Consider the following 16,584-nt stretch of genomic DNA (forward strand, 5'->3'; position numbering starts at 1 on the left):
AATATACCATCTTTCTTGTAAATAAAAGAAGAAAAAAGTTTTCAGGGAAAGGAGCAACAATGTATTTAAAATCTAATGCAATGCCTATCAGTGTGGATGAAGTGTATAAAGATATGTTAGAAAGAATTATTAACTTAGAGCTTGAGCCTGGAAGAAAGATAAGTGAAAATGAAACCTGTGCGGAATATAATGTATCACGTTCAGTAATACGTACAGTATTTACTAGATTAAAGGCACAAAAACTAGTTGAAATATATCCTCAAAGAGGTACATATATTAGTCTAATTGATGTCAATTATGTAAATGATGTTTTATTTTTAAGGAATGCTTTAGAAAAGGAATGTTTATCTAAGATAATAAAACTTCCCCATAAAGAAGAATTAATTAAAGAATTAGAAAAAAATCTAGAACAACAAAAATTATATTATCATCGTGAGGGCTATCCTGACGAATATAAAATGTTAGATGAAGAATTTCACAATTTATTAATAAGTGGAAGTAAACGAAAGGGACTAATTGATTTAATCAAGGAACCTTTAATCCATGTCAATAGATGGAGAAATTTATATGTTAGCTATACCCATAGTTTATCTGACATATTTGATGAACATCAGGCAATTGTAAAGGCACTGAAAGATAATGATCTAAAATTAGCTCAAACCCATATAGAAGAACATATAAGGACAATCGCAGAAGCCAGTACAGAATCTAGTCAAGCTTTCCCTCAATATTTTCACTTTCTATCTGAATAGAATAAAAACTAAAAATACTCAAGAAAATCATACCCGTGATTTCTAAAAATTGGTGATTTTATAATAAAATCACGAAATATAAGCAATATTTGCTCAATATTTTAGAGAAAATCACCAAGGTATGATTTTTTGTATATAATTATAAAAATCTATTTACAAACACAGGAATAGGTGTTAATATTTTAACTAGACAAAACATTAACAAATATTTTTGACGATTAATTAGATAAAGATCATGATTTGATTTAGCATGTGTTAATTTTACTTATAGAAATAAAAACAATACATGCAATTATTTTTCGGAATACTTGTATACAAGTATTCTAGAATCCATGAAATGGAGGGGGGAAATTGTATACACTAGGTGTAGATGTGGGTTCCACTACCTCAAAATGTATGATTTTAAAAGATGGAAAAGAATTTGTTTCCTCATCAATAGTTGCTGCCGGCACAGGTACCAATGGACCTGAAAGGGCATTAGAAGAAGTGATAGAGAAAGCACCTATTCTTGAACAAGATATTGCTTATATAGTGGCCACAGGATATGGGCGTACTTCCTTTAAGATAGCAAATGAAGAAGTGAGTGAACTAACTTGTCATGCAAGGGGGGTACATTTTACATGTCCTGATGTTCGCACAATTATTGATATAGGTGGACAGGATGTAAAAGTACTTGCCCTAAATGAGAAGGGCAGAATGTTGAATTTTTTAATGAATGATAAATGCGCAGCTGGTACAGGAAGATTTCTTGATGTCATGGCCAATATTTTGCAATTAAATATTCAAGATTTGGAAAAGCAAGCGGCCAAATCAAGTAATCCCGTAAGAATTTCAAATACTTGCACGGTATTTGCCGAATCAGAAGTCATATCTCAGCTAGCCTTAGGGGTAAAATTACCAGATTTAGTAGCAGGAATTTGTGAATCAGTGGCTCGAAGAGTAGGCTCTCTAGCAAAAAGAATTGGAATCAGAGAAAAAGTTTATATGAGCGGTGGAGTGGCACAAAATGGTGGAGTAAGAACAGCCCTAGAAAGTTTTTTAGAAACTGACATTGTATTTACCAAAGATGCCCAGCTTATGGGTGCTTTAGGTGCAGCTTTACTCGCTTATGATAAAGCAAATAAATAAAGGGAGGTATTTTTATGGCAGAAGCAGTAAAAAAACAAAGACGCCCAGTAGATCCAAACTCAGCAAAGTATAAGCTCAATCAGATTATTGTGAAGCATTATCAAGAGGCCCAAGAGGCAAAGGATCGGGGTGAAATGGTAGGATGGTGTGCCAGTAATTTCCCCCAAGAAATTCATCAGACCCTAGGTTTAAAGGTATGTTATCCGGAAAACCAAGCAGCCGCTATTGCCGCTAGGGGAGCTGGCGAAAAACTGTGTGAAATCGCAGAAAGTGATGGCTATTCTAATGATATTTGTGCCTATGCTAGGATAAGTTTAGCTTATGCCAAAATTAAGGATGCACCAGAACAGAATATGCCCCAACCTGATTTTCTACTATGTTGTAATAATATATGTAATTGCATGATTAAGTGGTATGAAAACCTTGCAAAGGAATTAAATATTCCTTTAATTATGATAGACATCCCCTTTACTACAGATTATGAGGTGTCTGATGCCCAAATAGCTTATGTAAAAGGACAATTTTTAGAAGCCATAAAGCAATTAGAAGAAATCACTGGGAAAAGGTGGGATGATGAAAAGTTTAAAGAAGTTATGGCCATTTCCAATCGCACCTCACGAGCATGGTTAGAAGCTACATCCTATACAAAATATGAGCCCTCACCATTAAGTGGATTTGATTTGCTTAATCACATGGCCGTTGCAGTTTGTGCTAGGGGTACCGTAGAGGCAGCAGAAGCCTTTGAAACTTTGACAGAAGAGTATAAAAAAGCGGTACAAGAAGGAAGCAGTACCTTTAGGGCAGAGGAGAAACATAGAATTATGTTTGAAGGGATTGCCTGTTGGCCACATCTACGAACCACTTTCACTGGATTAAAAAACCGGGGCATTAATATGGTAGCGACTATTTATGCAGATGCTTTTGGAGTTTGTTATGACGATTTTGACGGTCTTATTAAGGCTTACTGTAAAGTACCTAATTGTATGAATCTGGAAAGGGCAAGGGATGTTCGAATTGATATTGTAAAGAGGACAAGAGCAGAGGGACTCTTAGTACACACCAATAGATCCTGTAAGTTGTGGAGTGGATTTATGTACGAAATGAGTCGTCAAATTGGTGAGGAATGTGAACTTCCTGTAACTTCCTTTGATGGAGACCAGGCTGATCCACGTAACTTTTCTGAAGCCCAGTATGATACCAGGGTACAAGGATTAACAGAGATAATGGAAGCAAATAAGGAGGGGAACAGATAATGGCAGATATTAAAAAAATGTTGGATAAATTTCATGAAGTTGCAACCAATCCAAAAATGCAACTGGAAAGATATTTAGCAGAAGGTAAGAAAGCAGTAGCCTGTGCTCCTGTTTATACACCAGAAGAGATTATTCATTCAATGGATATGGTTCCCTTTGGCGTGTGGGGAGCAGATATGGAATTAAAGGAATCCAAGAGATACTTTCCAGCTTTTATTTGTAGTATTGCTCAATCTGTTTTAGAACTTGGAGTAGGTGGAGAATATGAAGGGGTCAGTGCTATGGTTATTCCTAATTTATGCGATTCCCTAAAATCCTTGGGACAAAACTGGAAATATGGTGTTTCAGGCATTCCTCTTATCCCTATGAACTACCCCCAAAATAGAAAGATTAAGCCAGGCATTGGTTTTACTAAGGCGAGTTACGAAAGAGTAATCAAAGATTTAGAAGAAATAACAGGTCATCAATTTGATGATCATTCTTTGGAAAAGTCAAGTGAAATATATAACAAACACAATGCTGTGATGAGAGAAATCTCTAAATTATTAGGAGATTACCCCTCTATAACAGCCAGCCAAAGAAATGATATTTTTAAAAGTGCTTATTTTATGTTAAAAGAACAACATACTTTACTGGTTAAAGAATTAATTGAAGAGCTTAAAAAAATGCCAAAGGAAGAAAATAAAAAGATTCAAGTGGTTACTTCTGGTATTTTAGCAGATAATCCAAGCTTACTATCTATTTTTGATGAAAATAATCTCCAAATTGTTGGGGACGATATCGCTCATGAATCAAGACAATATCGAGTAGATACTAAACCAGCGGATACAGCATTGGAGGCTTTAGCTAATAAGTTCGCAGAGATGGATTATTGTTCAGTATTATATGATGTTGATAAAAAACGAGCTGATTATATTGTAAATATGGCCAAGGATAGAGGGGCTAAGGGGATTCTAATGGTTATGACTAAGTTTTGTGATCCGGAAGAATTTGATTATGTCATTATTAAAAAAGCATGTGATGCTGCATCACTTCATTGCATCCAAATTGAAGTAGATAGACAAATGGTAAATTATGAGCAAGCAAAAACGATGATTCAGACCTTTAAAGAAAATATTTAATAAAGTAATTCTTATTGCACATGAGACTGAATTTTTCTGCGGCACAAATTAAAGATTACAAAATATATGCTGCAGAAAACCAATTGGGCAATCTTTAAAAAATAAATTAAATTCCTATGAATAGGGGGAAACGTTATGAAATTAATCAATAAGAATAACATGTCAGTGACAGTTGGTGTAGCGTTTGTTTGGTTTACTACACAATTTGGTGGAGGATTTGCATCAGGTGCACAATTGTTTCAATACTTTATTGTATTTGGCATCTGGACTTTAATCACACCAATTTTAGCTCAAGTGGTAGGTGCTGTTTTTCAGTGGTATGCTCTTCGATATGCAAAAAGACACGATGTATATGACTATAGAAGCTTTAATGATAGTTTTTATGGAAAATTTGCTCCAATCTTTTCAAATTTATATGAAATAGTTTACATTATTTTACTTTGTTTAGCACCCTCAGTAGCTTTTGCCACTGGTGGATCTACTATGGCTGAGCTTATAGGAATTCCCTACTTATTATGTACAGTAATTATAGGAATATTTATTTTCATTACCACGGTATATGGAACAGAAATTGTTCGTAAAGCAGCTTCTACTTTATCAGTCATTATTATTGTTGGATTATTAGTGGTGTACATCCCTAATATTATTGCCCAATGGGGAAATATTACTGCTAACATCAAGGCTTTAGCCAGCCAAGAAGCACCTGTAGGGCCAGCTATATGGAGTTCTCTAGTTTATGCCTTCTTTCAATTAGCTTCTATTGGATTGTTAGTACAACATGCGAAGGCCTTTACTTCAGAAAAGGATGCAAAAACAAGTATGATTTATGGAGTAATTGTAAATGCTGGCATCATCTTTATTTCCACTTTAGGTTTATTAGCCATTGTAAATACTCCTGGAATAGATCAACAACCTATTCCAATCTTAACCCTAATTCGTAACGGGGTAGGAAGTTCTTTTATGACGCCTATCATTTCTATTTTAATTATCCTTGGTGCAGTATCTACTGCAGTAAACATGATCGCTGGCATTGTAAACCGTATAGTGGTTAAATATGACAAAGAACAATCCAAAGATTCTAATGGAAAAACAAAACCTTCAAAACTAACTATTATTACTACATTTGTATTTGTTATATTAGCATTCTGTATCGCCCAATTTGGTTTATTGCCATTGGTTAAGGTGGGATATGGATACTTAGGATATATTACCATAGCTGTTGTGATTGTTCCCTATATTATCCACATGATTCTTACTGCAATGGGTAAAATTGATAAGGTTGAGAAATCAACAAGTAGGTGATTGCAATTAAGCTAGAAAAGAAAACCATATATGATAGTTTTCGGGAGCGAGTGAATCAGGCTCCCGAACAACTAGCATTGGAATATAAGGGAAAGAAATTTTCATGGAGTGACCTTGACTTAAGATCCAATAATGTTGCTATTTTTTTTATGAGAAAGGGGATAACAAAGGGAACCCATGTAGGCATTTGGAGTATCAATAGTCCAAATTGGATTATCAACTTTTTTGCACTGATAAAGCTAGGAGCTATACCTGTATTAATTAATACCTGTTACAAAGAACAGGAGCTATCTAATGTATTAGAATATGCGGATATAGAATTTATATGCTATGGTGATTCCTATAAAGACTGTGATTGTGAAAGTATTTTAAAAAGATTAGAATCCATTGGATATCTCAAAGGGGAAAACTGTGTTGCTATCGGCCAATCCAGAGATGGTAGCTGGGAGGGACTGCAAGAAAAAAGTTCTCCTCCAACTAAAGAAGAGTTAAGGGAACTTTTCCAACAACAAAGTAAAATATCTATCCATGATACGGCAGCAATGTTTTTCACCTCTGGCACGACAAAGCTACCAAAGGGAGTTATGCTTTCCCATTATAGTCTAAACAATAATTCTTTAGAAATTGCTAGAAATATGCGTTGGACTAATGAGGATAGGATGTGTATCGCCGTTCCTTTATTTCATTGTTTTGGTATAACGGCTAGTTTATTAGCAGCAGTTCATGCAGGGTGTACTATACACTTATTACAACAGTGCAGATCTTTAGAGGTTTTAAAAAGAGTTTATGAAGAGAACTGTACCATTTTAAATGGTGTTCCCACTATGTTTCTTGCTATGTTGCATAATAAACAGCGTTCAAGATATCCTTTATCTTCCATAAGGTCAGGAATTATAGCTGGTTCTCCCATATCTGCCAGTGATTATTTGAAATTGTGTAAAACTTTTCACATTAGTCATTTACAACCTTCTTATGGGCAGACTGAGGCTTCGCCCTGTATTACTATTTCTGATTATGAGGATTCCTTGGAGATAAAATCTAAGACAGTAGGTAGGACCATTAATAATGTTTTCCTAAGAATTTATGATCAGGATTCCCAGAAAGAGTTGTTACCGGGTCAGATAGGTGAAATACAAACAAAGGGTTATCATGTAATGAAATGCTATTATAAAACACCTACAGAGACTCAGAGAGCTATTAATGAAGAGGGCTGGCTATCTACCGGAGATCTTGGATATTTAGATCATAATGGATATTTATACATCACAGGAAGAGCATCGGAAATGATTATACGGGGTGGGGAGAATATTTCCCCCTTGGAAATAGAAGAATGCATTGGATGCTTTCCAAAAATTAAAGATGTAAAGGTTATAGGAATAGAAGCTGATGTGTTACAAGAAGAAATTGTGGCTTGCATTATTCCTGAAAGAGGAGAAGAAATAGACACAGTAGCATTGAAGAAGTTTATAGGAGAAAGATTAGCGGAGTATAAAGTTCCAAAGCATATATTGATATTTAATAACTTTCCCCACACAGCAAGTGGAAAAGTTAGGATTAATGATTTAAAACAACAAGCCATTAATAGAATAAATCCAAAGAATGAGGAGGATCTAGTATGTTTTTTACAAAGCAACATGAACTAATTAGAAAACTAGCCAGGGAGTTCGCTGAAAAAGAATTGACCACTGAAATATTAGACAAGATAGAGGAAAGCGGGGAATTCCCCGAAGAAATACTACAGAAAATGGCCAATGTAGGTTTTTTTGGGATTAAAATTCCTAGAGAGTATGGGGGGAGTGGAGCAGATCATAGAGCCTATGTTACCGTGGTAGAGGAAATTGCCCGAGTAAGTGGTGTGGCCAGTATCTATGTTTCCTCTCCAAACTCCCTATCCGGTGGACCTCTTTTATTAGAAGGTACTGAAGAACAAAAAGATAAGTATTTACGACCTATTTTAACCAATGAGAAAAAATTGTGTTTTGCTTTAACCGAACCTGATGCGGGGTCTGACGCTGGTGGAATGCTTACCCAAGCAGTTAAGGATGGGGATTATTATATACTAAACGGACGAAAAACTTTTATTACGGCAGCTCCCTTAGCAGATTATGCAGTTGTATATGCAAAAACAGATGTAACCAAGGGGACTAAAGGAATAAGTGCATTTATAGTAGATATGACATTACCTGGTGTTTCCTGTGGTAAACCAGAAGATAAAATGGGATTAATCGGATGTGCAACCAGTGATATTATTCTAGAAAATGTACGGGTGCATAAAGGTGATCTTCTAGGAGAAGAGGGGAAAGGTTTCATTAATGCCATGAAAACTCTTGATGTTGGACGGATTGGTGTAGCTGCCCAGTCCATAGGTGTTGCCCAAGGAGCCCTAGATGAAGCCATTAAATATGCTGCAGAAAGAAAACAATTCGGTAGAAGTATTGCAAAATTCCAAGGAATAAGCTTTATGATAGCAGATATGGCAGCAAAATTAGAAGCAGCAAAATTATTAACTTATAAAGCTGCTTATTTGAAAGACACCAATCAAAATACTACCCAGGCAGCTTCTATAGCAAAATACTATGCCTCAGAAGTTTGTAATGAAATCTGTGCAAAAGCCTTACAAATTCATGGAGGTTACGGTTTTATAAAGGATTATAAGATTGAGAGAATGTATAGGGATTGTAGAGTGTTTACAATTTACGAAGGAACTACTCAAGTACAACAAATGGTAATCGCAGGGCAATTGCTCAAGAAATAGAAAGGAGAAGATGATAGATGAAAATTCTAGTTTGCGTAAAACAAGTACCTGATACCAATGAAGTAAAGATAGATCCTGTAAAAGGGACGCTGATTCGGGAAGGTGTCCCCAGTATTCTGAATCCTGACGATGCAAATGCCCTAGAGGCAGCATTAAAAATCAAAGATGAAATAAAAGGCACAGAAGTATCTGTAATTACTATGGGACCACCTCAAGCTGAGGAAATGCTAAGAGAATGTATGGCTATGGGGGCAGATTCGGCTTATCTATTAAGCGATAGAGCCTTTGGAGGAGCAGACACCTGTGCTACCAGCACTACCCTAGCAGCAGGAATCAGAAAAGTAGGGGATGTAGATATCATTTTTGCCGGAAGACAGGCCATTGATGGTGATACCGCCCAAGTAGGTCCTCAAACTGCCCAAAGATTGGATCTTCCAGTAGTTACCTATGTACAGGATGTAAAATTACAAGAGGGTAAATGTATAGTGGAAAGACAACTGGAAGATGGCTATGAAGTATTAGAAGTAGAAATGCCCTGTGTACTAACCTGTGTAAAAGAATTAAATGACCCTAGATATATGACAGTTAGCGGCATTTTAGATGCTTACGCTAAGGAAATCGTGATATGGAATCATAAGGATTTAGAATTGGATTCTCAGGATTGTGGGTTAAGTGCATCACCTACCCAGGTATTTCGATCCTTTACTCCCCCTCAAAAAGGAAAAGGGGAAATATTTAAAGGCAATATATCTGAAATTGCAAATAAGTTAGTTAACAAATTATCTCAAGAACATTTAATTTAATGAAAGGACAGGTGAATAAATATGGCAATTAATGTAATCGATGAGAAATGTAAAGGATGTTCTATATGTGTAAAGAACTGTCCCTTTGATGCGATAACCATGGAAGGCAAATTGGCAGTGATAGGAACTTCCTGTACTGAATGTGGTGTATGTGTTGAAAAATGTCCTTTTGATGCTATAGAAAAAACTGAAGTGGAAAAGAAAAACACACAGGATATTAGTGCATACCAAGGGGTATGGGTCTTTGCTGAACAAAGAGATGGTAAAATTATGCCTGTAGTTATGGAGCTATTAGGAGAAGGGAAAAAATTAGCAAAGGAAATTGGCACAGAACTTTGCGCTGTACTTTGTGGCCATAATGTGGATTTTCTAGCGGATGAGCTTTTTGCCCATGGTGCGGAAAAAGTTTATATTGCTGACCATGGGGAGCTAAATACCTATAGAACAGATGCCTATACAAAGGTGATTTATTCAGCTATTGAAAAATATAAACCGGAAATTGTATTGCTAGGAGCGACCCATATAGGACGGGATTTAGGGCCTTGCCTTGCGGTTAAAGCCAATACAGGGTTAACGGCAGACTGTACCCAATTGGAAATTGATCCTGTGGGCAAATATCTTAAACAAACTCGACCAGCTTTTGGAGGTAACCTAATGGCAACCATTGTTTGTAAAGATCATAGACCACAGATGTCCACAGTTAGACCAGGGGTTATGGATAAGGCCCAATATGACCGTTCCCTTAAGGGAGAAGTTGTCAAGTTAGAGGTAGAATTTAACGATGGAGATATTCGCACAAAGGTTATAGATATTGTAAAAACCGTAAAGAATCAAGTATCTTTAACAGATGCCGAAATAATTGTCTCTGGTGGTATGGGACTTGGAAAACCAGAGGGATTTGAACTCCTACAAAAATTAGCAGATAAACTAGGAGCAATGGTAGGAGCTTCTCGGGCATGTGTTGATGCCGGTTGGATTGATCATTCACACCAAATTGGTCAGACAGGAACTACGGTTAAGCCTAAGATTTATTTTGCCTGTGGAATATCAGGAGCTATTCAACATCTTGCAGGAATGCAAAATTCTGATTATATTATTGCTATCAATACCAATGAGGCTGCACCTATTTTGGAAACGGCAGACTTTGGCATTGTCGGGGATTTATATCAAGTCATCCCTACAATTATTGAAGAATTAGATAAATTAGAGGAAAGATCCAATTCTCTTTCTTGTGCTTCCAGTTACTAATAATTATGATAGATATCTTTAGTGTGAAAAAATTTACAACTTAAAAGGAGGTAAAATCATGAGCAAACCATTAGAGGGTGTTAAAGTAATAGAACTTGCTACATTTATTGCAGCAGCAACAGCCGGTAGATTTTTAGCGGATTTAGGAGCAGAGGTTATTAAAATTGAATCACCAAAGGGTGATCCCTTAAGATATACAGCACCATCTGAAGGAAGACCTTTGGATATGTATGAAAACACTACCTGGGAATTAGAAAATGCAAATAAATCTTGTATTTCTCTTAATATGAAAGATCCTAAGGGAAAAGAGGCATTTTTCAAATTATTAGATCAAGCCGATATATTAATTACCAACTGGAGGGTGCAAGCATTAGAAAGAGCCGGATTGGATTATGAAGCTTTACGAGAAAGATATCCTAGTTTAGTTTATGCTATGTGCACAGGTTATGGTGAATTTGGACCTGATAAGGATCTTCCAGGTTTTGACTTTACTGCCTACTTTGCAAGAGGTGGATATCTAGAAACTTTACGACAAAAGGATTCCAGACCTATGAATGTGGTACCGGGAGTTGGTGATCATAATGTAGGAATGAACTTAGTAGCGGGAATCTTGGCGGCACTTTATCAAGCAAAGACCACTGGAAAGGGCGAAAAAGTCACTACAAGTTTATTTGAAAGTGCTATATTTAATATGGGGATGATGGTGCAAGCAGCCCAATATAAAGATATTGGGAAAAAATATCCTATTGATATTCGCGAAGCAGATAACCCATTTAATACTGCATGGCTAACTAAGGACGGTAGATATATTCAAACCTGTATGCCTGATTATAATACCTATTATAAGAGGTTTATGACTGCTATTGGTAGGGAAGATTTAGTGGATGATGAAAATTACTTCCCCGTGCAAAACTTACAGGCAAAAAACCTTGGCACCGAAGTATATGATATTGTAGCAGAAGCTATGAAAAACAAGGAAGTTTTAGAATGGAAAGAAATTTTGACCAATGCGGATATTCCCTTTAGTGTAGCTCAGTCTTGGGAAGAAATTTTAGAGGATAAGCAAGCATGGGCAAATAATTGCTTCTACAAGATGAAATACGATAATGGTAATGAAAGAACATTAGTATGTTTACCAGTAAAATTTGCGGAGATGGGAAGACCAGATTATAATCGTGGTCCGCTAATTGGAGAACAAGGGCCAGAAATCTTAAGGGAAATAGGATATAGTAATGAGGAAATTCAGGAATTAAAGAATAGTAAAGCGTTATATGTATGGGATGATCAGGATAACAAATTAAAATAAGTATATTGAAATACAGTTTAAAATAATTAGGATCTAAATATGACATTGCTTTATATAGTATATAGGAAAAGCAATGTCATATTTATGTTTACATAAAAAACGATTCTTTGGAGGCGTATATGGAAAAATTAAAAATCTATAATTTATTTTTATTTTTATTAGGATTAGCATGTTTAAGTCTGGGTGTCGTATTGGTGGTTAAATCAGATTTAGGCATTTCAGTTGCCACATCTGTTCCCTATGTTTTTAGCTTATATTTTACAAAATTAAGTTTTGGACAATGGAACTATATTATTCATGGTTTTTCCTTACTACTTTTAGTGATAATGATTAAAAAACTCACAGTAAAGCATTTAATGTCCTTTATCGTTGCTTTTTTATTCGGAGTGACTATAGATTTATTTGGTGGACTTTTGACTTTCTATACAGCCAGTACACTCGTGGAAAGAATTATGTTATTTATTTTATCCTCGGTAGTTATTTCTGTAGGTCTAGCCTCTCTAATAAAAAGCAATTATCCTATTCTTCCTTTTGACACTTTTGTAAAAGAAATTACAGAAATAAAAAATATTAAATATAAAAAATTTAAAACAGGATTTGATCTGGTTTGTTTTACCATATCCTTTGCTTCTAGTATGTTATTTTTTAGAAAGTTACAGGGCTTACATATTGGAACACTAGTATCGGCTATTATTTTAGGCAGTATGATAGGATCATGTTTAAATTTTATGAATAAATATGTAGGGGGAAAACCCCTTTTGCCTGAAGAAAAAACAAAAGCAATATTGGATTTTGATTTTATAAAATTTTCTAAATCTAAAGTTACATCATAAAAGAGAAGGTCTATCATTAAAATGGAGCAACTTGTTGTGCCAGTTGGCAGGAGAAGAGTAATCAACCAGCACAACAAGTAAAATTAAAATATTTTCATTTGTAAATTAGATTTGTCCAAACATCATCTGCACTAAGAAGGAAACAACTACCACTAAAGCTGAAATAATAAAACCATGGATCATCGGTGTAAAACCAGACTTAGCAAGCTTTTTAAAGTTTGTTCTAAGACCAATGGCTCCTAAAGACATGACCATAAAAAGCTTACTCATATTAGAAAGAGAGTGGCTAACCGATTCAGGAACAAAACCTAAACTCTTAATGATTACCATGCCAAGAAACATCAAGATGAACCAAGGAAAGATTTTTCTAATATTGACACCTTCATTTGCTCTGGTAGAAGCTACTTCCTCATTTCCCATAGCCAACCTAGCTTCCTTCCGTAAAAGGCGTTCATTTATATAGGAAAATATAAGCACAATGGGGATAATGGACAAAGTTCTTGTTAATTTAACAATAACAGAGAGTTTACCCGCCATATCTGAAAAGGCGTAGCCAGCAGCTACTACTGAAGAGGTATCATTTACTGCTGTCCCAGTCCATAAGCCATAACCCAAATCCGACATATGAAAATACCTTCCAGCAATGGGAAAAAGAATAACCATTAAAACATCGAAAATAAAAGTAGCAGAAATCCCATAGGCAATATCACTTTCCTCAGCCTCAATAACGGGTGCAATAGCAGCAATAGCCGAACCTCCACAGATTCCCGTTCCTGCTGAAATAAGGCTGGACAGTTTCCAATTCATGTGAAATAGTTTCCCAAGTAGGTAACCGCCGCCAAAGGCTGTGGCCAAAGTAAATATCATAACAAATAGAGAGAACTTTCCCACTTCCATAACCTGTTTAAAACTAAGACCAAGTCCCATAAGTACAATAGCTAGACGTAGTATCTTTTTTGAAGTGAATCCTAAGCCTGCATCAAAAAATGTATATTTTGATATAACGGGATTTAATAACATTCCGATCAATAGAGCAAAAACACCAGCGCCTATCAGATTATAAGGAATAAGTCCACTAAAAAACATAGAAATATAGGCCAATAACAGAGTAAAAAATATTCCGGGTACATATTTTTTAATATGCATAAAACCATCATCTCCTTAAATAAATTCCTTTTGATTTTATCACCTTTTGAATATAAAATATAATTATAAATGATTATAATTATATAAGAATAAATTATAGAGGTGATGAAAATGCTTGATATAAAAGTAAATACATTTTTATCTTTATATAAAAATAGAAGTTATACAAAAGCTGCTGAGGAACTTTGTATAACTCAGCCTGCTGTGACCCAACATATTCAATCTCTGGAAAATTATTATGACTGTAAATTTTTTCATTATTCCAATAGACAACTAAAGGTAACCAAGGCAGGGGAAATTTTTTATAAATATGCATTAAGCACAAAGGTGAATGAGAAAAATGTATTACAAAAAATCAAAGAATTAAATCGTGTACAAAAGGAAATAAGATTTGCAGCCACTTTAACCATAGGGGAGTTTACTCTACCACCTATCTTAGATGATTTCATGAAAACCTTTCATGAGTATAGGATAACGATGTATGTGGATAATACCGAGAAAGTTCTTGAGTTGTTACAAAAGGGCCAAATACATTTTGCACTAGTAGAGGGCCTTTTTAACAAATCAGACTATGCAACTAAACTTTATAAAACTTCTCGATTTATACTCACTGCTCCCATCACTCACCCCTTTATAAGAATGGAAAAGGTTTCTTTAAAAGACATTATGGAGGAAACTATGATCATTAGGGAAAAAGGATCAGGCTCTAGAGAGGTGCTAGAAAGAGGTCTATTTGATAAAAATTATACTCTACAGGGATTTAAAAACACTATAGAAATAGGGAATGTAAATGTAATAAAGGAAATGGTGAAAAGGGAAATAGGACTTAGTTTTATGTATGAGGATGCTGTAAGAAAGGAGATAGAAAATAAAGAATTAGTTGAAATTGTAATCGAGGATTTCATTATTGAACGAGAGTTTAATTTTATCTATTTAGAAAATAACATTATGAAAAAGGATTTGGAAAAATTTTTATCATTTTTTAGAAAAGTTACTTAAAAATCTATTTAAAACCATATCAATATAAGATCAAAAACACATGAATACTGCCTTGAAAGAGGAAGACAGTAGCCATGTGTTTTTTGCGGAAAATATTCCAATGCTTGTCATAATTAAGAATTATTAAAATATATATTAAGCATAACCCTCTCTATTATGCTAATTGTTCAAAATCAACTAGCATAATAGTTTAAGCCTAATGGTTTAAAGGGTTACAAGGCAGGTTTTTAATCAATGATAACAAAAATAAAGGAGAGTGGGATAATGAAGAAGATTATTAATGACAGGGAAAATGTTGTAGAGGAAATGCTCCAGGGAATGGTAGCAGCTCATCCGGAGTATGTAAAAAGAGTGGAGGGATATGACGTATTAGTTAGAAAAAATTCTCCCGTACAGGACAAGGTAGCCTTAGTAAGTGGAGGAGGAAGTGGTCATGAACCATCCCATGGAGGATTTGTAGGAAAAGGCATGTTAGATGGTGCAGTAGCAGGGGAAGTATTTACATCACCCACTCCTGATCAAGTATATGAAGCGATCAAAGCGGTAGATGGAGGGGCAGGAGTATTATTGGTTATTAAAAACTACACGGGAGACATTATGAACTTTGAAATGGCCGCAGAAATGGCTGCAGCAGAGGGAATTCTTGTAGAAAATGTTGTGGTAAATGACGATGTTGCAGTAGAAAACAGTACCTATACAACAGGTAGAAGAGGAATAGCAGGGACCGTATTGATTCACAAACTGGCAGGAGCAGCTGCTGAAAAAGGATTGGAGCTTAAAGAAGTAAAAAGGGTAGCAGATAAGGTGGTAAAAAATGTTCGCTCTATGGGAATGTCCCTAACCCCTTGTATCGTACCTGCTGCTGGTAAACCAAGCTTTGAAATCGGCGAGGATGAAATGGAAGTGGGATTAGGAATACATGGAGAACCAGGTACTCACAAGGAAAGCATAAAATCAGCTGATGAAATAGCAGATCAACTCCTAGAAAAAATCCTTGATGATATGGAAGTAAAAGAAGATGAAGAAGTTGCTGTAATGGTGAATGGTCTTGGAGGTACGCCATTGATGGAACTTTATATTGTAAATAGGGAAGTTCATAAAAAACTAGGGGAACAAGGAATAAAAGTCTACAAAACTCTAGTAGGGAACTTTATGACGTCTCTAGAAATGGCCGGTGCATCCATAAGTGTACTTAAATTAGATGATGAGCTAAAGGAACTATTAGATGGAGAGGCAGATACACCTGCTTTCAAACAGTTGTAAGCCATATCTGTTTACAGGAGGAGTGAATTATGATTACATCCAAAAGCCTTTTAAAGATCATTCAGAATATAGCAGAAGCAATAAAATCAAATAAAGAATACTTAACAGATTTAGACAATCCCATAGGAGATTCCGACCATGGAATTAATATGAGCAAGGGATTTACTGCCGTGCTCAATAAGCTAGAAGATTTAAAGGATAAGGATTGTGGCACCATCTTAAAAACCGTAGCCATGACATTAATATCTACTGTAGGAGGCGCATCAGGTCCTTTATATGGTACAGCATTTTTAAAATCATCCATGGTAGTCAGTGGGAAAATGGATATAGACAAGCAGGATGCAGTAAAAATATTTTATGAAGCTATAGAGGGAATAAAAATTAGGGGGAAGGCTCAAAAGGGAGATAAAACAATGTTAGATGCTCTCATACCCGCCCATGAGGCCTTGGAAAAAGCAGTGGAAAATGGGGAAGATACTATTATGGCTTTTGAAAGGGCTGCAATAGCTGCACAAGAAGGGGTAGAATTCACCAAGACCATTATTGCAAGAAAGGGTAGAGCGAGTTACCTAGGGGAAAGAAGCATAGGTCACCAAGATCCAGGTGCAACCTCCAGCTATATTATCATAAGAGAAATCGCTAACACTCTTAAATCATAAAGGGGAAAATGATGAT

The 16,584-nt window shown here is 35.5% G+C and carries 15 protein-coding genes; 14 read left to right on the forward strand and 1 reads right to left on the reverse strand.

The window, feature by feature from the left end; genetic code table 11:
* Positions 1–59: 59 nt before the first annotated feature.
* From NSA47_RS01565 to NSA47_RS01615, 11 genes are all read left to right on the forward strand, one after another.
* The gene (locus NSA47_RS01565; RefSeq protein ID WP_257529086.1) at positions 60–752 is read left to right on the forward strand and encodes a GntR family transcriptional regulator; all 693 of its coding nucleotides are present in this window, start codon (positions 60–62) and stop codon (positions 750–752) included.
* A gap of 351 nt (positions 753–1,103) precedes the next feature.
* Positions 1,104–1,880: an acyl-CoA dehydratase activase gene (locus tag NSA47_RS01570; protein ID WP_257529088.1), complete on the forward strand. Its 777-nt coding sequence runs from the start codon at positions 1,104–1,106 to the stop codon at positions 1,878–1,880.
* A gap of 14 nt (positions 1,881–1,894) precedes the next feature.
* Complete coding sequence (locus NSA47_RS01575; protein WP_257529090.1) at positions 1,895–3,133, forward strand: 2-hydroxyacyl-CoA dehydratase subunit D; 1,239 nt, start codon at positions 1,895–1,897, stop codon at positions 3,131–3,133.
* Positions 3,133–4,254: a 2-hydroxyacyl-CoA dehydratase subunit D gene (locus tag NSA47_RS01580; RefSeq protein ID WP_257529091.1), complete on the forward strand. Its 1,122-nt coding sequence runs from the start codon at positions 3,133–3,135 to the stop codon at positions 4,252–4,254. Before NSA47_RS01575 ends, NSA47_RS01580 begins: the two co-directional genes overlap by 1 nt.
* A gap of 135 nt (positions 4,255–4,389) precedes the next feature.
* The gene (locus NSA47_RS01585) at positions 4,390–5,556 is read left to right on the forward strand and encodes a YkvI family membrane protein (RefSeq protein WP_257529092.1); all 1,167 of its coding nucleotides are present in this window, start codon (positions 4,390–4,392) and stop codon (positions 5,554–5,556) included.
* A complete protein-coding gene (locus tag NSA47_RS01590; RefSeq protein WP_257529093.1) occupies positions 5,553–7,199 on the forward strand; it encodes an AMP-binding protein in 1,647 nt (548 codons plus the stop codon). The genes NSA47_RS01585 and NSA47_RS01590 overlap by 4 nt, the downstream gene beginning before the upstream one ends.
* Positions 7,172–8,311, forward strand: coding sequence for an acyl-CoA dehydrogenase family protein (locus NSA47_RS01595; protein WP_257529094.1), 1,140 nt, complete (start codon positions 7,172–7,174; stop codon positions 8,309–8,311). Before NSA47_RS01590 ends, NSA47_RS01595 begins: the two co-directional genes overlap by 28 nt.
* 17 nt (positions 8,312–8,328) lie before the next feature.
* Positions 8,329–9,114 (forward strand): electron transfer flavoprotein subunit beta, encoded by a 786-nt coding sequence (gene etfB / locus NSA47_RS01600; RefSeq protein ID WP_257529096.1) that lies wholly within the window; start codon positions 8,329–8,331, stop codon positions 9,112–9,114.
* Between the two features lie 21 nt (positions 9,115–9,135).
* Entirely contained in the window at positions 9,136–10,362 is a 1,227-nt protein-coding gene (locus tag NSA47_RS01605) for an electron transfer flavoprotein subunit alpha (protein WP_257529097.1), read from the forward strand.
* Positions 10,363–10,420: 58 nt separating this feature from the next.
* A complete protein-coding gene (locus NSA47_RS01610) occupies positions 10,421–11,668 on the forward strand; it encodes a CaiB/BaiF CoA transferase family protein (protein WP_257529098.1) in 1,248 nt (415 codons plus the stop codon).
* A gap of 119 nt (positions 11,669–11,787) precedes the next feature.
* A complete protein-coding gene (locus tag NSA47_RS01615; protein ID WP_257529099.1) occupies positions 11,788–12,501 on the forward strand; it encodes a YczE/YyaS/YitT family protein in 714 nt (237 codons plus the stop codon).
* 105 nt (positions 12,502–12,606) lie between these two features.
* Here NSA47_RS01615 and NSA47_RS01620 read toward each other — a convergent pair whose 3' ends face one another.
* Positions 12,607–13,647, reverse strand: a complete 1,041-nt coding sequence (locus NSA47_RS01620; RefSeq protein ID WP_257529100.1) for a YeiH family protein — start codon at positions 13,645–13,647, stop codon at positions 12,607–12,609.
* A gap of 111 nt (positions 13,648–13,758) precedes the next feature.
* Here NSA47_RS01620 and NSA47_RS01625 point away from each other — a divergent pair, with 111 nt between their 5' ends.
* The 3 genes from NSA47_RS01625 (at position 13,759) to dhaL (ending at position 16,568) form a co-directional block, all read left to right on the forward strand.
* Positions 13,759–14,646: a LysR substrate-binding domain-containing protein gene (locus NSA47_RS01625; RefSeq protein WP_257529101.1), complete on the forward strand. Its 888-nt coding sequence runs from the start codon at positions 13,759–13,761 to the stop codon at positions 14,644–14,646.
* A 264-nt stretch (positions 14,647–14,910) separates the two neighbouring features.
* The gene (gene dhaK / locus NSA47_RS01630) at positions 14,911–15,909 is read left to right on the forward strand and encodes a dihydroxyacetone kinase subunit DhaK (RefSeq protein WP_257529102.1); all 999 of its coding nucleotides are present in this window, start codon (positions 14,911–14,913) and stop codon (positions 15,907–15,909) included.
* A gap of 29 nt (positions 15,910–15,938) precedes the next feature.
* On the forward strand, positions 15,939–16,568 hold the full coding sequence (gene dhaL / locus NSA47_RS01635; protein ID WP_257529104.1) for a dihydroxyacetone kinase subunit DhaL: 630 nt from the start codon (positions 15,939–15,941) through the stop codon (positions 16,566–16,568).
* Positions 16,569–16,584 lie beyond the last annotated feature (16 nt).

Origin of the sequence: Irregularibacter muris (genome assembly GCF_024622505.1) — a bacterium.
Classification (GTDB): domain Bacteria; phylum Bacillota; class Clostridia; order Eubacteriales; family Garciellaceae; genus Irregularibacter; species Irregularibacter muris.